The following is a 21,760-nucleotide window of genomic DNA, read 5'->3' on the forward strand; positions in this document are numbered from 1 at the left end:
GGTTACTTGTTCTCCTCGGTGCGTGCGGCGGAAGGCAGGGCGGTCTCGGAGCCGCCCAGCAGCAGGTACAGGACGGCCATACGGGTGGAGACCCCGTTCGCGACCTGCTCGACGGCGGTGCAGCGGTCCGAGTCGGCGACCTCGGCGGTGATCTCCATGCCTCGGACCATCGGCCCGGGGTGCATGACGATGGAGTGCTCGGGCATCCGCGCCATGCGCAGGCCGTCCAGGCCGTAGCGGCGGGAGTACTCGCGCTCGGTCGGGAAGTACGCGGCGTTCATGCGTTCGCGCTGCACACGGAGCATCATCACCGCGTCGGACTTCGGCAGCACCTCGTCGAGGCCGTAGCTGACCTCGCAGGGCCACTGCTCGACGCCGACCGGCACCAGGGTGGGCGGGGCCACCAGGGTGACGTGCGCGCCGAGTGTGGTGAGCAGGTGGACGTTGGAGCGGGCAACCCGGCTGTGCAGGATGTCGCCGACGATCGTGATCCGGCGGCCTTCGAGGTCCTTGCCGATCCCGGCGTCGGCCCCGACCAGCCGGCGGCGCATCGTGAACGCGTCCAGCAGCGCCTGGGTGGGGTGCTCGTGCGTGCCGTCACCGGCGTTGACGACGGCGCCGTCGATCCAGCCGGACGTGGCGAGGCGGTAGGGGGCGCCGGAGGCGCCGTGCCGGATGACGACGGCGTCGGCGCCCATCGCCTCCAGGGTCATGGCGGTGTCCTTGAGGGACTCGCCCTTGGAGACGGACGAGCCCTTCGCGGAGAAGTTGATGACGTCGGCGGAGAGGCGCTTGGCGGCGGCCTCGAAGGAGATACGGGTGCGCGTCGAGTCCTCGAAGAAGAGGTTGACGACGGTACGGCCGCGCAGGGTGGGCAGCTTCTTGATCGGCCGGTCCGCGACCCGGGCCATCTCCTCGGCGGTGTCGAGGATCAGGACGGCGTCGTCGCGGGTGAGGTCTGCGGCCGAGATGAGGTGTCGCTTCATCTGGGAGTTCTCCGTGGATGGTGGAGGAAATCAGGCATGTGGGCGTGCAGAAGCGGCCGTACGGCCGACGAGGCGTACGGGACGGGAAAGCAGCTACTGCTCGCCTGCCGGGACGGTCTGCTGGAGGCCGAGCAGCACGGCGTCGCGGCCGTCCTCCTCGGCGAGCTGCACCCTGACCGTCTCCCGCAGCGACGTGGGGAGGTTCTTGCCGACGTAGTCGGCCCGGATCGGGAGTTCGCGGTGACCGCGGTCGACGAGGACCGCGAGCTGTACGGCGCGGGGCCGGCCGATGTCGCCGAGCGCGTCGAGGGCGGCGCGGATCGTGCGGCCGGAGAAGAGCACGTCGTCGACCAGGACGACGAGCCTGCCCTCGATGCCCTCACCGGGGATCTCGGTACGGGCCAGGGCGCGCGCGGGGCGCATCCTCAGGTCGTCGCGGTACATCGTGATGTCGAGCGATCCGACCGGCGTGTTCCGGCCGGTGATCTCTTCGAGCTTCCCGGCCAGTCGGCGGGCGAGGAACACGCCGCGCGTCGGAATGCCGAGCAGCACCACGTCGTCGGCGCCCTTGGCGCGTTCGACGATCTCGTGGGCGATCCGGGTCAGTACCCGGGCGATGTCGGGAGCCTCGAGAACGGGGCGTGCCGCATTGCCGGTGTGGTCGTGCTGTGCGTCCATAAGAAACGGACCTCCTTCTCCGCCTCACTGGACGGACGTTAAAGGACGTCGGATTTGCGTCGTCTACGTTACCAGGGCTTGTACGGGCCCCGGTCGCACCCCCGGGAGGTGGGAGTCCGGACTTTTCAGCTTGACGCATCCAAGTAACGCTGCGTAACCTCACAGTGAGTTACCAGCCACGCGGCGGAGCCGCAGAATGTTCCAGCGTCCGGGGAGCCTTATGTCCAGCGAATACGCAAAACAGCTCGGGGCCAAGCTCCGCGCCATCCGCACCCAGCAGGGCCTTTCCCTCCACGGCGTGGAGGAGAAGTCCCAGGGCCGCTGGAAGGCCGTCGTGGTCGGTTCGTACGAGCGCGGCGACCGTGCCGTGACCGTACAGCGCCTTGCCGAGCTGGCGGATTTCTACGGCGTCCCGGTGCAGGAGCTCCTGCCCGGCACGACGCCCGGCGGGGCCGCCGAGCCGCCGCCGAAGCTCGTCCTGGACCTGGAGCGCCTCGCCCACGTCCCGCCGGAGAAGGCCGGACCGCTGCAGCGTTACGCGGCGACGATCCAGAGCCAGCGCGGCGACTACAACGGCAAGGTGCTGTCGATCCGCCAGGACGACCTGCGCACCCTGGCCGTGATCTACGACCAGTCGCCGTCCGTGCTCACGGAACAGCTGATCAGCTGGGGCGTGCTGGACGCCGACGCGCGTCGCGCCGTGGCTCACGACGAGGGCTGAGCCGCCCCCGCAGAAACGTACCGCCGGGTAGGCGGGGCCCTGAGCCCCGCCGGCCCGGCGTTTTCGTTGCCCGGGGCGGCCGGGCCCTGTCACCGGGGGCCTGCGGACCCGCGCCCTGGGCATCCCGGGGTGCCGGGGACGTCCTGACCCGCACCCGCCGCCCCGCTTGCGTCACCCGCTTGGTCCCGGCGCGACAGGGGCGGTCCGCCCGGGACCGCGCGTGTATGCCGAAGGGCCCACGGTCGCATCAACCGTGGGCCCTTCGTTCGGCTGAAAGCCGCCGGATCACTGCTCCCGGCGGAGGTTCGGCTTGAGGTCCTTGAACCGGGCCAGCAGGCCGTTCACGAAGGACGGGGAGTCGTCCGTGGAGAACTCCTTGGCGAGCTGGACCGCCTCGTCGATCACCACGGCGTCCGGGGTCGAGTCCATCCAGATCAGCTCGTACGCACCGAGCCGCAGGATGCTCCGGTCGACGACCGGCATCCGGTCGATCTCCCAGTCCACCGCGTAGGTGACGATGAGGTCGTCGATGCGGTCCGCGTACTGCGCGTACCCCTCGACGAGCTCCATCGTGAATTCGCCGACCGGCGGCTGACGGTCGTCGGTCCGCGAGAGCCGGACCCAGTCCGCGAGGACCGTCTGCACGGACTCACCGCGCTGGTCGGCCTCGAAAAGGATCTGGAAGGCGCGCTTGCGGGCCTTGTTCCGGGCAGCCACGGTTAGCTGTTCACCCGGCCGAGGTAGTCGCCCGTACGGGTGTCGACCTTGATCTTCTCGCCGGTGGTGATGAAGAGCGGCACGCCGATCTCGTAACCGGTCTCCAGCGTGGCGGGCTTGCTGCCGCCGGTGGAGCGGTCACCCTGGACACCGGGGTCGGTGTGCTGGATGGTCAGCTCGACCGCGGCGGGCAGCTCGACGTAGAGCACCTCGCCCTCGTGCTGCGCCACGGAGGCGGTGAAGCCCTCGATCAGGAAGTTGGCCGCGTCACCGACAGCCTTGCGGTCGACCATCAGCTGGTCGTACGTGTTCATGTCCATGAAGACGAAGTACTCGCCGTCCATGTACGAGAACTGCATGTCCCGGCGGTCGATGGTGGCCGTTTCGACCTTCACACCGGCGTTGAACGTCTTGTCGACGACCTTGCCGGAGAGCACGTTCTTGAGCTTGGTGCGCACGAAGGCGGGGCCCTTGCCGGGCTTGACGTGCTGGAACTCGACGACGGACCAGAGCTGGCCTCCGTCGAGCTTGAGCACCAGGCCGTTCTTGAGGTCGTTCGTGGAAGCCACGGTTGCGGAATCTCCTGGACTGAAGCTGGTGGACGACCGAGGATGCGCGCTAGAGCGCGAGCAGCTCCTTGGTCGTAATGGTGAGTAGCTCGGGTCCGCCGTCCGCCTCGGGGCGCACGACGAGCGTGTCATCGATCCGGACACCGCCCCGGCCCGGGAGGTGGACCCCCGGTTCGACGGTGACCGGCACGCAAGCGTCCAGTTTACCCATGGCTGTCGGTGCCAGCTGCGGGTCCTCGTCGATTTCGAGCCCGACCCCGTGCCCGGTACAGACCTGGAGGCCGTCCGTGTGCCCCGCCGAGTCCAGCAGATGACGGGCCGCGCGGTCCACGTCACGGCAGGCGGCCCCGGGCACGAGAGCCTCCCGGCCGGCCCGCTGAGCGGCGAAAACAAGGTCGTAGAGCTCGATCTGCCAGTCCGCCGGAGCGGTCCCGATGACGAAGGTCCGCCCGATCTCGCACCGGTAGCCGCGATAGTTCGCGCCGAGGCAGACGGAGAGGAAATCACCTTCCTCCACCCTCCGGTCCGAGGGCCGGTGGCGGCCCTGTCCCGAATTGGGTCCCGTCCCCACGGAGGTGGCGAAGGCCGGGCCGTCCGCGCCGTGGTCCACCAGTCGGCGCTCCAGCTCCAGCGCGAGATGGCGTTCGGTGCGGCCCACCAGAATCGATTCCAGGAGCTCTCCGAGGGCCTGGTCGGTGATCTCGGCGGCGATCCGCAGGCAGGCGAGCTCCTCCTCGTCCTTGACCAGGCGCAGCTGCTCCACCGTGTGGCCGAGGTCGGCCAGGCGCAGGTGCGGGGCGACGGAGGTCATGGCGCGGTGGCGGGCGACGGTCAGGTAGTGCTCCTCGACGGCGAGGGAGTCCACGTCCAGGGAGCGGACCAGGCCTGCGGCGGCGACGACCGGATCGCCGTCGGGCGCGGGCAGCACGGTCAGCCGCAGCTGTTCGTCGGGGCGTTCGGGGGCGGGATCGCCGGCCGGGGACCGGGGGCAGAACAGGACGTCCTCGCCCGGTCCGAGCAGCAGCACGGCGCCGGGCGGGGCCGCGCCCGCGAGATAGCGGACGTTGGCGGGGCGGGAGACCAGGGCGGCCGCGGAACCGGCGGCGGCGTACCGGTCTCGCAGCAGCCCGCGTCGGACGGCGTACACCTCTGACATGTTCCGAGCCTACGAGCGCCCGCGGCGGACCGCCCGGTCAGCGCAGCCGACCGGGGACACGGCGCTGCGGGTGCTACCAGGCCGGGGGGCTGGCTATGGAGCGGGCCAGGACGTCGTCGAGGACCCGGGCGGTCGTCTCGACGTCGTACGTGGAGTTGTCGATGATCGGCAGGCCGGAGCCGTACCAGCCGGCCATCCGCCCGTGGATCCGGGCGACTTCCTCGTCGGAGAGGCGGCGGTTGCCGCTGCGGGCCGCGTTGCGCTCCAGGACGACCTCCAGGCCGGGCAGGAGGACGACGGGCAGCAGTCCGGGGCCGACGTGGCGCTTCCAGCCCCCGAGGCCGACGACGGGCCGGTCCGGGAAGACCGCGTCGTCGAGGATGCAGGAGATGCCGTTGGCCAGGAAATTGCGGGCGGCGAAACCGCAGGTGCGGCGGGCCAGGCGGTACTGGGCCTCGGAGTGGTCGTTCCATCCGGCCTGCGGGTCGGCGAAGCCGGCGCAGACCCACTCGCGGACGTCGTCGAGCGAGACGTGCGCGGTCGGGACGCGGCGGCGGCCCGCCCAGAGTTTGGCGACCGTGGTCTTGCCGGCCCCCGCGGGACCGATCAGGAGCACGGCGAGGGTCGCGGTGCCGGTGCCGGGCTCGGCCGGTGGCGCGGGCAGCGGGACGGGACCGCCCGGCGGGAGCTGGACGTGCCCGGTGGTCTCCCGTGAGGGCGGGGCGGGGGCGTGCTGGGGCGCGGGGCCGGCCCAGCCCTGCCCCTGGGGCAGGGGAGGTATCGGTGGCGGCGGTCCCGGCGGACCGGGGTGGCCTGGGTGCTGGGCCTGGTGCGCCCACGGTCCGTTTCCGGAACCCTGGGGCGGCGGCAGCGGGGCCCCCACTGCGTGCTGCATCCGGTGCCACTCCGTCTCGTACAGGCAACTGGCGCTGGTCGACGGCAACCGTACCTTCCCCGGCCGCCCTGCGGTGAACGTCCGGGGAAGGTACGAAGTGCCCGCTGTCGGTCCGTCAGCTCTCCAGCTCGTCGGCGAGGGCCCGCAGCGCGAGGCGGTAGGAGCCGATGCCGAATCCGGCCACGGTGCCGGTGGCCACCGGGGCGACCACGGAGGTGTGGCGGAATTCCTCCCGTGCGTACGGATTCGAGATGTGCACCTCGATCAGCGGGGCGGTGCGCTGGGCCGCCGCGTCGCGCATGCCGTACGAGTAGTGGGTGAAGGCACCCGGGTTGAGAACGACCGGAATCGATCCGTCGGCCGCCTCGTGGAGCCAGCGGATCAGCTCGCCCTCGTCGTTGGTCTCGCGGACGTCGACGTCGAAGCCGAGCTCCTTGCCGAGGGTCCGGCAGGTGTCGACGAGTCCGGCGTAGGACGTCGCCCCGTACACGTCAGGCTCACGGGAGCCGAGCCGTCCGAGGTTCGGGCCGTTGAGGACGAGGACCCTGCGGGTCGTCACGCGGAGACCTCCCCGTAGGCGGCGAGCAGCACGGCCGGGTCGGGGCCCTCCAGCACGGTGGGCTTGCCGATGCCGTCCAGGACGATGAAGCGCAGGAGGTCGCCGCGGGACTTCTTGTCGACCTTCATGTTCTCCAGGAGCTTGGGCCACTGGTCGCCACGGTAGGTGAGCGGCAGTCCGACCGACTCCAGGACGGCACGGTGCCGGTCGGCGGTGGCGTCGTCCAGGCGTCCGGCCAGGCGGCCCAGTTCGGCGGCGAAGACCATGCCGATCGAGACGGCGGCGCCGTGGCGCCACTTGTAGCGCTCGTTCTTCTCGATGGCGTGGGCGAGGGTGTGCCCGTAGTTGAGGATCTCCCGGACGCCGGACTCCTTGAGGTCGCTGGAGACGACCTCGGCCTTGACCCGGATGGAGCGCTCGATCAGCTCCGCGGTGTGCGGTCCCGTGGGCGTACGGGCGCCCTGCGGGTCGGCCTCGACGAGGTCGAGGATGACGGGGTCGGCGATGAACCCGGCCTTGATGATCTCCGCCATGCCCGAGACGTAGTCGTTGACCGGCAGCGAGTCGAGCGCGGCCAGGTCGCAGAGCACTCCGGCGGGCGGGTGGAACGCGCCGACGAGGTTCTTGCCCTCGGCGGTGTTGATGCCGGTCTTGCCGCCGACGGCCGCGTCGACCATGGCGAGCACGGTCGTCGGTACGGCGATCCAGCGCACCCCGCGCAGCCAGGAGGCTGCGACGAAGCCCGCCACGTCGGTGGTGGCCCCGCCGCCGACGCCGACGATGACGTCGGTGCGGGTGAAACCGGTCTGGCCGAGCGCCTTCCAGCAGTAGGCGGCGACCTCGATGGTCTTGGCCTCCTCGGCGTTCGGCAGCTGGATCGCGATGGCCTCGTAGCCCTGGGCCGCCAGGTCCTCGCGGACCGCCTCACCGGTCTCGGCGAGCGCCTCGGGGTGCAGGACGGCGACCCGCTTGGCGCGGTCGCCGATGAGCTGCGGCAGCTCGCCGAGGAGCTGGCGGCCGACGAGCACCTCGTACGGGTCGGTGCCTGCCGTACCGGCGATCCGGATGCGGGTGGTGCTCTGCTCGGTCATGCGTGTGGTCTCCCGGCCGGACAGCACGGATTCGCCCGTGTGCTCCGGCAGTTCCAGTGCGTCGAGGATCGCCCGGGCGACCTCTTCGGGGGTGCGTTCGTCGGTGGCGACGGTCGTGCGGGCCACCTCTTCGTAGAAGTGGCGCCGGGCGTCCATGAGCTCGCGCCACTGCCGTCGCGGGTTGACGGCGAGCAGCGGGCGGGCAGTGTTCAGCCCGACCCGTCTGACGGCCTCGTCGACGTCCATCGAGAGGTAGACGACCGGGTGGCCGGCGAGCAGGGTGCGGGTCTCCTCGTCGAGCACGGCTCCGCCGCCGAGCGAGAGGACGCCGGTGTGCCTGGCGAGGCTGTCGCGTACGGCCTGCCGCTCCAGGGCACGGAAGTGCTCCTCGCCCTCGTCGAAGAAGATCTCGGAGATCTCCTTGCCCGCGGTGGCCACGACGTCCGCGTCGGTGTCCCGGTGGGTGGTGCCGAGGCTCTCGGCGAGCAGTGCGCCCACCGTGGACTTGCCGACCCCCATGGGGCCGACGAGGACGATCAGCGGGCCGCTCACCGGATCTGCAGGTGGGCGAGGTACGACTGCACGTTGCGGTGGGTCTCGGCGACACTGTCGCCGCCGAACTTCTCCGCGACCGCGTCGGCCAGCACCAGGGCGACCATCGCCTCGGCGACGATCCCTGCGGCCGGGACGGCGCAGACGTCGGAGCGCTGGTGGTGTGCCTTGGTCGCCTCGCCGGTGACGACGTCGACGGTGGCGAGCGCGCGGGGCACCGTGGCGATGGGCTTCATCGCGGCGCGGACGCGCAGCAGCTCACCGGTGGTCAGGCCGCCCTCGGTGCCGCCGGAGCGGCCGGAGGTGCGCCTGATCCCGTCCGCGGTGGCCACGATCTCGTCGTGCGCCTTGGAGCCTGGCACCCGGGCGAGGTCGAAGCCGTCGCCGACCTCGACGCCCTTGATGGCCTGGATGCCCATCAGCGCGGCAGCGAGCCGGGCGTCGAGCCTGCGGTCCCAGTGCACGTGCGACCCGAGACCGACGGGCACGCCGTACGCGAGCACCTCGACGACGCCGCCGAGGGTGTCACCGTCCTTGTGGGCCTGGTCGATCTCCGCGACCATCGCCTTCGACGCGTCGGCGTCCAGACAGCGCACGGGGTCGGCGTCGAGCCGCTCGACGTCGGAGGGCTTGGGGTAGACGCCGTAGGGCGCCTTGGCCGCGGCCAGCTCGACGACGTGGGAGACGATCTCGATGCCCGCGGTCTCCTTGAGGTAGGAGCGGGCGACCGCGCCGAGGGCGACCCGGGCCGCGGTCTCCCGGGCACTGGCGCGCTCCAGGATCGGCCGGGCCTCGTCGAAGCCGTACTTCTGCATCCCGGCGAGGTCGGCGTGACCGGGCCGGGGGCGGGTCAGCGGGGCGTTACGGGCCTGGGCGGCCAGGACGTCGGGGTCGACCGGGTCGGCCGACATGACCTGCTCCCACTTGGGCCACTCGGTGTTGCCCACCATCACGGCGACGGGCGAACCCATGGTGAGCCCGTGCCGGACGCCGCCGAGGAAGGTGACCTCGTCCTTCTCGAACTTCATCCGCGCGCCGCGCCCGTAACCGAGCCGTCGCCGCGCGAGCGCGTCCGCCACCACCTCCGTGGTGACCGGGATGCCGGCGGGAAGACCCTCCAGCGTCGCCACCAGTGCGGGGCCGTGCGACTCCCCCGCGGTCAGCCAGCGCAACCTGCTCAACGGTGCTCCTCATGCTCGCGCCTGAAAATCCAACGGCGCGACCGGGTGCGCGGCCCTGGCCCGCCGCCCCCGATCCTCCCACGCCCGGGGCGCCGGTCCGCCGCAGGTCCAGCAGACGGACGGCGGACCACCTGCGACTGGCCTGTCCGCCGGGGTGGGCGGGGTCACGGCGGACACGGCCGGCCGCTGTCCGCGGGCGGGTTCCTGGCGGGGAACCGCGGGGCTGGGGGTCTTTCGTTCGGATCGGGCCGGGGCAAAAAAGCGGGGCCCGGCGCGTGCAGCCGCAAGGCGGAGGAAGGAGCCCACGCGGAGCGGCTGGGGCCTCCCCTGACCGAGCGAAGCCGAGAGCCCGGGGAAGACTGACGACAACGCCGGAGAAGTCCCTCCCTGCTCGAGCGAAGCCGAGAGCTCGGCGGAGCGCGTGACGGCCCCCGCGAGCCCGGCATGATCCGGACGAGAGGCCCTAGTGCCCCGGTCCTGCCAGGGCGTGTTCGCCCGCTGCCCGCATGACGGCGAGCGGCGCGGCGGCACACCCGGTCATCTGTTCGACCTGCAGAACGGCCTGGTGGACCAGGAGGTCGAGGCCGCCCACCAGGGCGGCGCCGGCGGCCGACCAGCGGGAGGCGAGGACGGTGGGCCAGGGCTCGTACAGCACGTCGAACAGCGTGCCCGGCCGGTCCGGTACGGCCGCCGCCAGGGCGTCCGTCGTGCCGGCCGGGGTCGTGGCGATGACCAGCGGTGCGTGCAGGGCCTCTGCCGCGTCCGCCCAGTCCGCGATGCGGACGTCGACGCCGAGGCGTTCGCCCCACGCCCGCATCTCGCCGGCCCGTGCGGAGCCGCGTACATAGGCCGTCACCGGCCCGGTGCAGATCTCCGCGAGGGCCGCCAGCGCGGAGGAGGCCGTGGCGCCGGCGCCGAGGATCGCGGCGGACTCCACCTTCTCCACGCCGCGCTCGCGCAGTGCCGCGATCATTCCGGGGATGTCGGTGTTGTCCCCGACCCTGCGGCCGTCCTCGGTGAAGACGACGGTGTTGACGGCCTCGACCGATGCGGCGGTATCGCTGATCCCGTCGAGCAGCGGAATGATCGCCCGCTTGAGCGGCATGGTCAGGGACAACCCGGCCCACGAGGCGTCCAGGCCCTCGACGAAGCCGGGGAGCGCCGCCTCGTCCACGTCGAACCGGTCGTACGACCAGTGGTCGAGGCCGAGCTCCGCGTAGGCGGCCCGGTGGAGGACCGGGGACAGGGAGTGGGCGATGGGCGAGCCGAGGACGGCTGCGCGACGAATGGTGCTCACTGGCCCGCCTGCTGTTCTTCGTACTCTCGCCGGTTGCGCTCGTGCTCCTCGTTCGTCACCGCGAACACCGTCTTGTCCTCGGTCACGGAGACGAAGTAGTACCAGGGACCGGACGCCGGATTGATCGCCGAATTCAGTGCGTCCGTACCGGGATTGGAGATCGGGCCGAGCGGCAGCCCCTTGATTTTGTACGTGTTGTACGGATCGTCGATCTTTCGCAGCCCGTCCACGGGACCGAGGTCCAACGTGCTCTCCGCCCGAATATAATTGATCGTCGAATCGAATTCGAGCCTGCCCACCGTCTCCAGGTTGTCCGGCTCGAGCCGGTTGTACACAACCCTTGCGACCTTGTCGAAGTCGTGCTTGTACTTGCCCTCTTTCTGGACAAGGCTTGCCACGGTGATCAGCTCAAGAGGGGACTTGAGCTTGAGCCGCTCGGCATTCTTCTCAAGATCGAGCTTGCCGTATTCCTCATTCGCCCTGGACACCATCCTCTTCAGGGTGTCCTCGGGCTTCCCACCCTTGGAGACAGGATATGCGGCAGGAAAAAGGAAACCTTCCAGCGGATCCTTGATCTTCGGATCGTCATCGGCCCATTCCGGCAGACCGAGACTCTCCGCCTTCGTCTTCGCGACCTCGGCGGTAGTACCTTCCTTCAACTCGAGCCGCTTGTCGATGAGCTCATAGATGCCGCCGGTGCTCGTTCCCTCAGGAATGACCAGCGCGTTCTGGCTCTTCGGGTCGAGCATCATCTTCAGCGCGTTGTCCGCCGACATCTCCTGCTTCAGGAGATACACACCGGCCTGAATGGACTTCCCCTTGGGGTTTCCGTTCTGGGCCGAGATGAAGGCGTCGGCCGATTTCACGACGCCGGCCTTCTTCAGAATGCTCGCGATCTCGTTCCCGAAGGCGCCCTTCGGGATCTCCACCTCGACCGAACCGCTGCCGCCGCCCGCGTAGTCGGGCGCTTCGCCGAACTGGCTCTGGTAGTACGAGTAGCCGAAGTAGACCACTCCGCCGAGGCCGCCGACGAGGACCGCCGCGACGCCGAGGCAGGCGCAGCCGTTGCGGCTCTTCTTCTTTCCTTTGCCACGGCGCTCGCCGCCGCCCCGGCGGGACTCACGCGGGTCGTCGTCGTATTCGTCGTCCCGGAGGTCCCGGCCGTCGCGGGAGTCCCGGTCGTCGGCCGGGTCGTCCGCGCCGGTGAAGAAAGGATGCGTCTCCTCCTGCGGCACGTCCGGGTCCCAGTCCGGGTTCTGCCGCTGGGGCTGCTGGGGCTGGGCGTGCTGCTGCGGCTCCGGCGCCTGCTCGCGGTGGCCGGGGGGCTGCGGCGGAGGGTAGGCCTCGGGCGTGCCGTAGTAGTCGGCCTGCTCGCCGTAGCCGCCCTGGGCGTTGCCGTACGGGGGCTGGGGCTGCGGCTCGTACGGCATCGCGGCCTGCTGGCCGGTGTCCCAGCCGCCGTTGTACTGCTGCTGCGGCTGCTGGGCGTACGGGTCCTGCGGCGCGCCGTACTGAGGCTGCTGCGCGTACGGATCCTGCTGATGCTGCTGCGCGTACGGATCCTGCTGATGCTGCTGGGCGTACGGGTCGTGCTGATGCTGTTGCTGCTGTTGCGCGTACGGGGCCTGCTGCTGGGTATACGGGTCCTGCGGGTAGCCCTGCTGGGGCTGCTGCTGGGCGTACGGGTCCTGCGCATAGGGCTGCTGCTGGCTGTCGTACTGGCCCTGGCCGTGGGCAGCCTGCCGGCCGCCTTCCCACCCCTGGTCCCCGTACAAGGGGTCCTCGGGGTGCCACGGTTCGGAGCCAGGGCCCCGGCCATACTCAGTCATCGATCCCCTAGAGCCGCGAGACGCGTTCCGTCTCTTCGCTTCGCTGTGCGGTGTTTGTTCGAACACCGACGCATCGCGCGGAACGTTACCGTATTGCGATCAGACAACCACTTCGACGCCCTCGCCGGGAGCTTGCCCCGATGCCCGTTCGGACTCCAGAGCGTTCTGAAGGATCACCACAGCGGCAGCCTGGTCGATGACAGACCGGCCCTTCTTGGACTTCACGCCCGAAGCTCGGAGTCCCTGAGTGGCCGTCACTGTGGTCATCCTCTCGTCCACCAGCCGCACCGGAACGGGTGCGACCGAGCGGGCGAACACCTGGGCGAAGGCCCGGACCTTCGCCGCCGCGGGGCCTTCGCCGCCGCCCAGCGAGCGGGGCAGACCGACGATGATCTCGATCGGTTCGTACTCCTCGACGATCTGGCCGAGCCGCCGGTGGGCGGCCGGGACGTCGCGTCCCGGCACGGTCTCCACCGGCGTGGCGAGGATCCCGTCGGGGTCGCACGAGGCGACCCCGATACGGGCGTCACCGACGTCGACGGCGAGTCGACGTCCACGGCGCATCTGCGTCATGTCCGACGTCACGCCGTCTCGGTGACGAGGCGTTCGACAGCGGCGACGGCGTCGCCGACGGCGTCCGGGTTCTGGCCGCCGCCCTGGGCGACGTCCGGCTTGCCGCCGCCACCGCCACCGAGGGTCTTGGCGGCGGTACGGACCAGGTCACCGGCCTTGAGGCCGCGCTCGCGGGCCGCCTCGTTGGTGGCGATGACGGTCAGCGGGCGGCCGTTGGCCGTTGTGAACAGGGCCACGACGGCCGGCCGGCCGCCCTGGATGCGTCCACGCACGTCCAGGACGAGCCTGCGCAGGTCGTCGGTGGAGGTGCCGTCCGGCACCTGTCCGGTGACCAGAGCGACGCCCCGTACGTCCTTGGCGGAGTCGACCAGCCCGGCGGCGGCGGCCAGGACCTTCTCCGCGCGGAACTTCTCGATCTCCTTCTCGGCGTCCTTCAGCTTGCCGAGCATTCCGGCGATCTTCTCCGGGAGCTCCTCGGCGCGGCCCTTGACCAGTTCCTGGAGCTGGGCGACGACCGTGTGCTCCTTGGCGAGGAAGTTGTACGCGTCCACGCCGACCAGGGCCTCGATGCGGCGCACACCGGAACCGATGGACGACTCGCCGAGCAGCTTCACCAGGCCCAGCTGGGACGTGTTGTGGACGTGCGTACCGCCGCACAGCTCCTTGGAGAAGTCGCCGATGGTGACGACCCGGACCCGCTCGCCGTACTTCTCGCCGAACTCGGCGATGGCGCCCTGCTTCTTGGCCTCGTCGATCGACATGACCTCGGCCTGGACGTCGAGCTCCCGCGAGAGGACCTCGTTGATCTTCTGCTCGACGTCGGTGAGGACCGTGCCGGGTACGGCGGCGGGCGAGCCGAAGTCGAAGCGGAAGCGGCCGGGTGAGTTCTCCGAACCGGCCTGGGCGGCCGTCGGGCCGAGCGCGTCGCGCAGCGCCTGGTGGGTGAGGTGCGTGGCGCTGTGGGCACGGGCGATGGCGCGGCGTCGCGTGTTGTCGATGGCGGCGTAGGCGGAGGCGCCGACCGTCACCTCGCCGACCTGGACGGAGCCCTTGTGGACCGAGACGCCCGGGACGGGCTGCTGTACGTCGCGGATCTGGATGACCGCGCCGGTGTCGAGCCGGATGCGCCCCTGGTCGGCGAGCTGGCCGCCGCCCTCCGCGTAGAACGGGGTGCGGTCCAGGACGACCTCGACCTCGTCGCCCTCGGTGGCGGCCGGTGAGGGGACGCCGTCGACGAGGAGGCCGACGATCGTCGACTCACCCTCGGTGGAGGCGTAGCCGGTGAACTCGGTGGTGCCGGAGTTGTCGGCGACCTCACGGTAGGCGGACAGGTCCGCGTGACCGGTCTTCTTGGCCTTGGCGTCGGCCTTGGCCTTGTCCCGCTGCTCCTGCATCAGCCGGCGGAAGCCCTCTTCGTCGACCGAGAGGCCCTGTTCGGCGGCCATCTCCAGGGTGAGGTCGATCGGGAAGCCCCAGGTGTCGTGGAGCAGGAACGCCTTGTCGCCGGCCAGGACCTTGCCGCCGGCCTGCTTGGTCTCGGTGACGGCGCTCTCGAGGATGTTCGTGCCGCCCTTGAGGGCCTTGAGGAAGGCGGCCTCCTCGGCGAGGGCGACGGTCTCGATGCGCTTGCGGTCGGTGATGAGCTCCGGGTACTGCTCGCCCATCGTGTTGATCACGACGTCGACCAGCTCGCGGGCCACCGGTCCGGTGGCGCCCATGAGCCGCATGTTGCGGATGGCACGGCGCATGATGCGGCGCAGGACGTAGCCGCGGCCCTCGTTGCCGGGGGTGACGCCGTCGCCGATGAGCATCACCGACGTACGGATGTGGTCGGCGACGACGCGCATGGAGACGTCCGAGGCCTGTTCGGCGCCGTAGCGCACGCCGGTGAGTTCGGTGGCCTTGTCCATGACGACGCGCAGGGTGTCGGTCTCGTACATGTTCTGCACGCCCTGCAGGATCATGGCGAGGCGTTCGAGGCCGAGACCGGTGTCGATGTTCTGCGACGGCAGATCGCCGAGGATCGGGAAGTCCTCCTTGCCGTCACCGGCGCCCCGCTCGTACTGCATGAAGACCAGGTTCCAGATCTCCACGTAGCGCTCGTCGTTGACGGCGGGGCCGCCCTCGACGCCGAACTCCGGGCCGCGGTCGTAGTTGATCTCGGAGCACGGACCGCAGGGACCGGGGACACCCATGGACCAGAAGTTGTCCTTCTTGCCCAGGCGCTGGATGCGCTCGGCCGGAACACCGATCTTCTCGCGCCAGATCTGCTCGGCCTCGTCGTCGTCGAGGTAGACAGTGATCCACAGACGCTCGGGGTCGAGGCCGTAGCCGCCGTCCTCGACGGAGTTGGTCAGGGCCTCCCAGGCGTACTGGATGGCCCCTTCCTTGAAGTAGTCGCCGAAGGAGAAGTTGCCGCACATCTGGAAGAACGTGCCGTGCCGGGTGGTCTTGCCGACCTCTTCGATGTCCGGCGTGCGGACGCACTTCTGCACACTGGTGACGCGCGGGCCGGGCGGCTTGACCTCGCCGAGGAAGTACGGCTTGAAGGGGACCATGCCCGCGTTGACCAGCAGCAGAGTCGGGTCGTCCGCGATGAGCGACGCCGAAGGGACGACGGTGTGACCGCGCTCCTCGAAGAAGCTCAGCCAGCGGCGGCGAATTTCAGCCGACTCCATTAGTGGTCCTCATTCCGGTTGTTCGAGTTGCAGGGGAGCGTTCGATACGTGGGGGCGGTCCTGGCCGGTTCGACGGCGATGTGGCCGGTGACCGGGAGTTCGGGGTCGACGGGCGCCTGGAGGCCCAGCGCCCCGCCCAGTTCGGCCTCGCGCCGGACCATGCCCTCACGCACGTCGAGGGCGAAGTCCTTCAGCCGGTGACCCGTCTCGATCGCCTTGTCCGCGGCCTGGGCCGCGAGGCTCTCGGGGGTCAGCTGCTTGATCTTGCGGTTGACCTTGGTGGTGGCCCAGACACCGGCGGCTGCGCCGGCGGTGAACCAGAACGTACGGCGGAACATCGCTGCGTCAGTCCTTCTGTCCGCGGGAACTTCGGCCGTTCCGCTTCCTGCGGGCGGACGGCACGGTACGGCCGACGATCACGGTACGGCGGGAGGTCCGGGAGGCCGGCTCCGGTTCGGGAGCGGTCCGGCGGCCGAGCGCCTGGCGTACGCCGTAGCCGAACGCGGCGACCTTCACCAGCGGCCCGCCGAACGTCGACGCGACGGTGGTGGAGAGCGCGGAGGCGTTGGAGGTGACCTCCTGGACGTCGCTCGCGATGGCGTCGACCTTGTCGAGCTGTGCCTGCGCGGAGCGCAGGGTCGCGGAGGCGTCGGCGAGCAGCGGTACGGCCTGCTCGGTCACGTCCGCCACCAGCGCGGTGGTCGCCCTGAGCGTCTGGGCCAGCCTCACCAGCACCACGGCGAGGAAGGAAACCAGGATCGCCCAGAAGACGGCCACCAGGATTCCGGCCACCTCTCCACCGGACACAGTGCACCGCTCTCTGCTCGTCGCTCGCCCCTGCCGGGGCTCGGTCTCTGCCTGTCTCGGACCGGCCGGTGCGCGCTGCCACCACAGCCGATCGTCGTCCCTCGACCCTATCGCGCCGGGCGTCAGGCCCCGTACCGCATTACGGGCGGGCGGAGCACCCCCGGAAGCGGGGAGATTGTACGGAGAGCTTATGTGCCAGTACTCTGCGTGTTTCATGCGACGCCCTCAGCGCCCCTCCCCCGCACCCGACGACGCGGAGCCCCCGCGCGACACCGTGGAGCCCGCGGCCGACGGCGCGGAACCTGCGGCGGGGGACGCGGAGCCCGCGCCCGGCGACGCGAAGGCCGTGCCGGCCGTGGTGGAGGACGCGCCCTCCCCGGCCCATGGGAACCTCCCGGCCGAACTGAACACCTTCGTGGGGCGCGAGGACGAACTCGCCGAGGTCGAGCGGCTTCTGGGCGAGTCCAGGCTGATCACGGTGGCCGGGGTGGCGGGCGTCGGCAAGACCCGTTTCGCCACCAGGATCGCGGCACTCATGGAGAAACGGTACTGCGACGGGGTCTGGCTCGCCGAGCTGTCGTCCCTCCACGATCCCGGCCTCCTCGAACACGCGTTGGTCGACGCGCTGGGGCTCACCGACCACACCAACAGGCCGCCCCGCGCCACACTGCTGGAGCACTGCGCCCCCCGCCGGCTCCTGCTCGTGATCGACGGATTCGAGCATCTGACCGACGCGTGCGCGGAGCTCGTACGGGAGCTGCTGCGCCGGGCCCCGCAGGTGCGCGTGCTCACCGCCGGGCGTCGTCCGCTGAAGGTCGACGGGGAGCTCACTTTTCCGCTGAGGCCGATGGCGGACGGCGACGCCATGGAGCTCTTCGCCCTGCGGGCGCGCGCCGTGCAGCCCGGGTTCCGGCTGACGGAGGCCAACAGGGAGACCGCCCGGGAGCTGTGCCGGCGCCTCGACGGCATCCCGCTCGCCCTGGAACTGGCCGCCGGGCGGCTGCGGGCCCTGTCCATGGATCAGGTGCTGCACCGTCTCGACGACCGGTTCCGGCTGCTGACCGGGGGCAGCCGCAGTGCACTGCCCCGCCACCAGACCCTGCGTACGGCCATCGGATGGAGCCACGAGCTGTGCGCCCCCGAGCAACGGCTGCTCTGGGCGCGGCTCTCGGTGTTCGCCGGCCAGTTCGACCTGGAGGCCGTGGAGTACGTCTGCGGCGGCGCCGGTCTTCCCGCCGACTCGGTGCTCGACGTGCTCGACGAACTGCTCGCGCAGTCCGTCGTGCTGCGGGAGGACTCCCCCGTCGGCAGCCGCTACCGCCTGCTGGACACCGTGCGGGAGTACGGCGCCGAGTGGCTGGGCGCTACCGGGGACACCGAACGGCTGCGCCGCAGGCACCGCGACTGGTTCCTGGGGCTGGCGACCTGGTGCGAGCTGGACTGGTTCAGCCCGAGGCAGGCCGAGGCGGCGGCCCGTATCGACTGCGAGCTGCCCAATCTGCGCCGGGCGATGGAGTGCTCGTTGGAGAGTCCCGACGAGGTGCATCTCGCGCAGTACCTGGCGGGCACGCTCTGGTTCTACTGGGCGGGCTGCGGCCGGCTCGCGGAAGGCCGCCACTGGCTCGACCTCGTCCTGGAGGAGGAGTCCCCCTACGATCCGTCGCGGCTGAAGGCCCTGTGGGTGCTCGGCTACGTGGCCGTCCTGCAGGGGGATCCGGTCGCCGCGGTGTCCGCCCTTCAGGAGTGCCGGGAGGAGGGCGAGCGTTCGGGGGACGCGGCGGCCGTGGCGTACGCGGTGCACCGCAGGGGCTGTCTCGCCATCGTCACGGACGATCCGGCCCGTGCCGAGGAGTTGCTGCGCGAGGCGCTGGGGCGCTACCGCGAGATCGGCGAGCTGAACAGCAACGTGCTGATGGCCCAGGTCGAGCTGGCGATGGCCGTGGCGTTCCGCGGGGACGTGGACGGGGCGGCGGAGATCTGCGACGAGGTCCGTGAGATCTGCGGGAACCACGGTGAACGGTGGGCCCTCGCCTACGCGTTGTACGTCCTGGCCTACGCGGCACTGGAGCGCGGGGAGGGCGGGCGGGCGCGGCAGATGCTCGGGGAGAGCCTGTCGATCGCGCACACCTTCCACGATCTGCTCGGCACGGTGCTCTCGCTGGAACTGCTGGCCCTGGTCACCGTGGCCGACGGCGACGCGGCGGAGGCCGCGGTGCTGCAGGGGGCCGCGGAACGGATCTGGCCGTCGGTGGGACTGCCGCTGTTCGGTTCGGCCCATCTCGGCAGACCGCGGGCCCGGTGCGAGGAGCGGGCCCGGGCGGAACTCGGCGACGTACGGTACGAGGCGGAGCGGCGCTCCGGCGGCCGGCTGGACATGAAGGGCGCGGTGGCACGGGCCCTGCGCACGCCGGGGGCGGCGCCCCGGGGGGACGCTCCCGGGGACATGCGAAGGCCCGCCGCCTCCCGGACAACAGAGAGGGGCGGGCCCGAGCTCGGACAGTAGCTACGCCTGGATCAGCGGGCGTAGTACTCGACGACGAGCTGCTCGTCGCAGATGACCGGAATTTCCTTGCGGTTCGGGTCACGGTCCAGGCGGAAGGCCAGGGCCTTCAGGTTCACCTGGAGGTAGCGCGGGGTCTCACCGTCGGTGTCGTAACCACCCTCGCGGGCCACCTGGAAGGGGACCTTGGTGCGGCTGCGCTCGCGGACCTGCACGACGTCGTCGGGGCGCACGCGGAAGGACGGCTTGTCGACCTTGCCACCGTTGACCTCGATGTGGCCGTGAACGACCATCTGACGGGCCTGGTAGATGGTGCGGGCGATGCCCGACCGCAGGACCAGGGCGTCGAGACGGCGCTCGAGCTCGACGACGAGCGCCTCACCCGTCTTGCCTTCGGCCTTCTTGGCGCGGTCGTAGGCGCGCGCCATCTGGCGCTCGCTGATGTCGTACTGCGCACGCAGACGCTGCTTCTCCAGCAGACGGACCTTGTAGTCCGAGTTCTGCTTGCGGCCACGGCCGTGCTCGCCCGGCGGGTACGGACGGGCTTCGAAGTACTTGACAGCCTTCGGCGTCAGGGCGATGCCGAGGGCACGCGACTTCTTGACCTTGGGACGCGACTGGTTAGGCACGTTCTCCAGACCTCCGTTGTAGGTTAGGTTAGGCTTACCTTACTCAAGGAGATCGTATGTCTCGCCCTGGGAACACCACTCACGTCACGGACAGCACAGACAGCGGCAGCACACTTGAAGGTGCTGCTACGACGGAAGGCCGATCTGATCGTGGTCAGCCGCGTCCCAGCGGGCTTGAAAACACTCGGTTGCCGTCAGCAGCGGAGCGCACACGAACTCTCGTACAGAGTACCTGCTCCGCCGTGCTGCTCGTACCGGGGCTGGTCGTGATCCATCCGGACCAGCTGATGCCCGACAGCCGGAGCGTCACCCCTGAGGGGGATCTCCTCCTCGGATTCCCCGCCGATTCCCCGGTCGTGCGGGCCGCGACGCACGCCCAGGGCGACGAACTGACCGCTGTGCTGGACCTCACCGATGTGGCACCGGTCTCCGTCCCGCACCGGATCCGGGGGCGTGCGCGGATCGCCGGCCGGCTGACCTCCGTCCCCGGTCGGGCGGAGCCGGGCCGGATGGTGCTCAGGCTGGAGATCGGGGAGGCTTCGGTCGACGACCTGTGGGGGTCGGAGGAGGTCGGGCCGGAGGCCTTCCGGGACGCCGCCGCCGATCCCCTCGTCAGCCATGAGGCGGAACTGCTCCAGCATCTGCACGCCGCCCACAGCGAGGAGATGGCGACGCTGTGCGCCCTGCTCGGGGACCGGTCCGAGGAGGACGGGTGCACCTGTGGCGCGCACCGGCCCGCCGCCGTCCCGGTCGCGCTCGACCGCTTCGGACTGCGGGTGCGGTTCGTGGGGAGCGACGGGGACTGCTTCGACGCCCGCTTCGAGTTCCCCGATCCCGTACGCGACATCGGCGGGCTGCGGCGCGCCATGCACACGCTCTTCGAAGCGGCGTCCTGCTGAGCACCGCCGGTCACGACGGTGCCGTACCGCCCGGTTCGTCACGGCCGAGGCGCTCGCGGACCCGGTCCGCCACGTCCGCGTACCGCGCCTCCGCGCCGTACCGCGTGGGTTCGTAGTAGCGCCTGCCGCGGACGGCGTCCGGGGCGTACTCCTGGGCGGCGATCCCGCCGGGCACGTCGTGCGGGTAGATGTAGCCCTGGGCGTGGCCCAGCTTGGCGGCGCCCTTGTAGTGGCCGTCGCGCAGATGGGCCGGGACCGGGCCCGCGAGACCCCTGCGCACGTCGTCCTGCGCGGCGGAGATCGCCAGTGTCGCCGCGTTGGACTTGGGGGCGAGGGCCAGCGCGATCGTGGCGTGGCTGAGCGTGAGGGCCGCCTCCGGGAAGCCGATCATCGCCACGGCCTGGGCGGCTGCCACCGCGATGGGCAGCGCCGTCGGATCGGCGAGTCCGATGTCCTCGCTGGCGGAGATCATCAGCCGCCGGGCGATGAAGCGCGGGTCCTCCCCCGCCTCGATCATCCGGGCCAGGTAGTGCAGGGCCGCGTCCACGTCGGACCCGCGGATGGATTTGATCAGGGCACTCGCCACGTCGTAGTGCTGGTCGCCGTCACGGTCGTACTTCACCGCCGCGCGGTCGACGGTCTCCTCAAGTGTCGTGAGCGTGATCTCCGCGTCGTGCTTGGCGAGGGCCGCTCCGGCCGCCGCCTCCAGCGCGGTCAGCGCGCGCCGGGCGTCGCCGCCCGCGATCCGCAGCAGATGCGCCTCGGCGTCCTCGGACAGGGTCACGGCGCCGCCCAGTCCCCGCTCGTCGGTCAGTGCCCGGCGCAGCAGTGCGCGCAGGTCCTCGTCGGTGAGCGGTTCCAGGGTGAGGAGCAGGGAGCGGGACAGCAGCGGGGAGATGATCGAGAAGTACGGATTCTCCGTGGTGGCCGCGATCAGCGTCACCCAGCGGTTCTCGACGGCGGGGAGCAGGGAGTCCTGCTGGGCCTTGGAGAAGCGGTGGATCTCGTCGAGGAAGAGGACGGTCTCCTTGCCGAAGCCGCCGGTGGCACGGCGCGCGCCCTCGATGACGGCCCGGACCTCCTTGACGCCGGCGGTGATCGCGGAGAGCTCGACGAAGCGCTTGTTGGTGGCCTTGCTGACCACGTACGCCAGGGTCGTCTTCCCGGTGCCAGGCGGCCCCCAGAGGATCACCGAGGAGGGGCCCGCGGGGCCGCCGCTCCCCTCGCCGACGAGTCGCCGCAGGGGCGAGCCCGGCTTCAGCAGATGCTGCTGGCCGACGACCTCGTCCAGCGTACGGGGGCGCATCCGGACAGCGAGGGGGCTGCTGGACGGATCCTTCTCCTGGCGGTCTTCGGCTGCTGCGGTAAAGAGGTCGGGCTCCACGCTGGAAGCCTATGCCACCCCACCGACAACGCCGCCGGGAGCGCCGGGGACCACGGACC

At 70.8% G+C, this 21,760-nt stretch carries 20 protein-coding genes; 3 read left to right on the forward strand and 17 right to left on the reverse strand.

Going from position 1 to position 21,760, the window contains the following annotated elements:
• Positions 1–2: 2 nt before the first annotated feature.
• Both OG524_RS05965 and pyrR read right to left on the reverse strand, forming a co-directional pair.
• Positions 3–986 (reverse strand): aspartate carbamoyltransferase catalytic subunit, encoded by a 984-nt coding sequence (locus OG524_RS05965; RefSeq protein ID WP_405391982.1) that lies wholly within the window; start codon positions 984–986, stop codon positions 3–5.
• Between the two features lie 93 nt (positions 987–1,079).
• Positions 1,080–1,664 carry a bifunctional pyr operon transcriptional regulator/uracil phosphoribosyltransferase PyrR gene (pyrR, locus tag OG524_RS05970; RefSeq protein ID WP_405391981.1) on the reverse strand — a complete coding sequence of 195 codons (585 nt, stop codon included), beginning with the start codon at positions 1,662–1,664 and terminating at the stop codon, positions 1,080–1,082.
• 220 nt (positions 1,665–1,884) lie between these two features.
• Between pyrR and bldD the strand changes: the two genes are divergently transcribed.
• Positions 1,885–2,385, forward strand: a complete 501-nt coding sequence (gene bldD, locus OG524_RS05975; RefSeq protein WP_014157378.1) for a transcriptional regulator BldD — start codon at positions 1,885–1,887, stop codon at positions 2,383–2,385.
• A gap of 285 nt (positions 2,386–2,670) precedes the next feature.
• Here bldD and nusB read toward each other — a convergent pair whose 3' ends face one another.
• From nusB to OG524_RS06040, 13 genes are all read right to left on the reverse strand, one after another.
• On the reverse strand, positions 2,671–3,102 hold the full coding sequence (gene nusB / locus OG524_RS05980; RefSeq protein ID WP_056787023.1) for a transcription antitermination factor NusB: 432 nt from the start codon (positions 3,100–3,102) through the stop codon (positions 2,671–2,673).
• 2 nt (positions 3,103–3,104) lie between these two features.
• Positions 3,105–3,671 carry an elongation factor P gene (gene efp / locus OG524_RS05985; RefSeq protein ID WP_031097761.1) on the reverse strand — a complete coding sequence of 189 codons (567 nt, stop codon included), beginning with the start codon at positions 3,669–3,671 and terminating at the stop codon, positions 3,105–3,107.
• Between the two features lie 49 nt (positions 3,672–3,720).
• Positions 3,721–4,827 carry an aminopeptidase P family protein gene (locus tag OG524_RS05990; protein ID WP_405391980.1) on the reverse strand — a complete coding sequence of 369 codons (1,107 nt, stop codon included), beginning with the start codon at positions 4,825–4,827 and terminating at the stop codon, positions 3,721–3,723.
• 73 nt (positions 4,828–4,900) lie between these two features.
• Positions 4,901–5,722: a Pro-rich N-terminal domain-containing protein gene (locus OG524_RS05995; RefSeq protein WP_405391979.1), complete on the reverse strand. Its 822-nt coding sequence runs from the start codon at positions 5,720–5,722 to the stop codon at positions 4,901–4,903.
• A 115-nt stretch (positions 5,723–5,837) separates the two neighbouring features.
• Positions 5,838–6,281 carry a type II 3-dehydroquinate dehydratase gene (aroQ, locus tag OG524_RS06000; RefSeq protein WP_056787011.1) on the reverse strand — a complete coding sequence of 148 codons (444 nt, stop codon included), beginning with the start codon at positions 6,279–6,281 and terminating at the stop codon, positions 5,838–5,840.
• On the reverse strand, positions 6,278–7,924 hold the full coding sequence (gene aroB / locus OG524_RS06005) for a 3-dehydroquinate synthase (RefSeq protein ID WP_405809370.1): 1,647 nt from the start codon (positions 7,922–7,924) through the stop codon (positions 6,278–6,280). The genes aroQ and aroB overlap by 4 nt, the downstream gene beginning before the upstream one ends.
• Positions 7,921–9,105 (reverse strand): chorismate synthase, encoded by a 1,185-nt coding sequence (gene aroC, locus OG524_RS06010; RefSeq protein WP_405391977.1) that lies wholly within the window; start codon positions 9,103–9,105, stop codon positions 7,921–7,923. The genes aroB and aroC overlap by 4 nt, the downstream gene beginning before the upstream one ends.
• Before the next feature lie 463 nt (positions 9,106–9,568).
• The gene (locus OG524_RS06015) at positions 9,569–10,402 is read right to left on the reverse strand and encodes a shikimate dehydrogenase (RefSeq protein ID WP_405391976.1); all 834 of its coding nucleotides are present in this window, start codon (positions 10,400–10,402) and stop codon (positions 9,569–9,571) included.
• A complete protein-coding gene (gene mltG / locus OG524_RS06020) occupies positions 10,399–12,231 on the reverse strand; it encodes an endolytic transglycosylase MltG (protein WP_405391975.1) in 1,833 nt (610 codons plus the stop codon). Before mltG ends, OG524_RS06015 begins: the two co-directional genes overlap by 4 nt.
• Positions 12,232–12,330: 99 nt before the next feature.
• The gene (gene ruvX, locus OG524_RS06025; protein WP_405393307.1) at positions 12,331–12,804 is read right to left on the reverse strand and encodes a Holliday junction resolvase RuvX; all 474 of its coding nucleotides are present in this window, start codon (positions 12,802–12,804) and stop codon (positions 12,331–12,333) included.
• Between the two features lie 8 nt (positions 12,805–12,812).
• Positions 12,813–15,482, reverse strand: coding sequence for an alanine--tRNA ligase (gene alaS, locus OG524_RS06030; protein WP_405391974.1), 2,670 nt, complete (start codon positions 15,480–15,482; stop codon positions 12,813–12,815).
• The gene (locus OG524_RS06035) at positions 15,482–15,820 is read right to left on the reverse strand and encodes a DUF6167 family protein (protein WP_405391973.1); all 339 of its coding nucleotides are present in this window, start codon (positions 15,818–15,820) and stop codon (positions 15,482–15,484) included. The genes alaS and OG524_RS06035 overlap by 1 nt, the downstream gene beginning before the upstream one ends.
• A 7-nt stretch (positions 15,821–15,827) precedes the next feature.
• Entirely contained in the window at positions 15,828–16,274 is a 447-nt protein-coding gene (locus tag OG524_RS06040) for a DUF948 domain-containing protein (protein ID WP_405393306.1), read from the reverse strand.
• A gap of 229 nt (positions 16,275–16,503) precedes the next feature.
• On the opposite strand from OG524_RS06040, the gene OG524_RS06045 reads away from it, so the two are divergent.
• Positions 16,504–18,792, forward strand: coding sequence for an ATP-binding protein (locus OG524_RS06045; protein ID WP_405391972.1), 2,289 nt, complete (start codon positions 16,504–16,506; stop codon positions 18,790–18,792).
• A gap of 11 nt (positions 18,793–18,803) precedes the next feature.
• Here OG524_RS06045 and rpsD read toward each other — a convergent pair whose 3' ends face one another.
• Positions 18,804–19,418 (reverse strand): 30S ribosomal protein S4, encoded by a 615-nt coding sequence (gene rpsD, locus OG524_RS06050; RefSeq protein ID WP_015607373.1) that lies wholly within the window; start codon positions 19,416–19,418, stop codon positions 18,804–18,806.
• 188 nt (positions 19,419–19,606) lie between these two features.
• On the opposite strand from rpsD, the gene OG524_RS06055 reads away from it, so the two are divergent.
• Positions 19,607–20,317, forward strand: a complete 711-nt coding sequence (locus tag OG524_RS06055; RefSeq protein WP_405391971.1) for a DUF2470 domain-containing protein — start codon at positions 19,607–19,609, stop codon at positions 20,315–20,317.
• A 10-nt stretch (positions 20,318–20,327) separates the two neighbouring features.
• Here OG524_RS06055 and OG524_RS06060 read toward each other — a convergent pair whose 3' ends face one another.
• A complete protein-coding gene (locus OG524_RS06060) occupies positions 20,328–21,701 on the reverse strand; it encodes a replication-associated recombination protein A (protein ID WP_405391970.1) in 1,374 nt (457 codons plus the stop codon).
• Positions 21,702–21,760: the final 59 nt, after the last annotated feature.

Origin of the sequence: Streptomyces sp. NBC_01520 (genome assembly GCF_045040375.1) — a bacterium.
Taxonomy (GTDB): domain Bacteria; phylum Actinomycetota; class Actinomycetes; order Streptomycetales; family Streptomycetaceae; genus Streptomyces.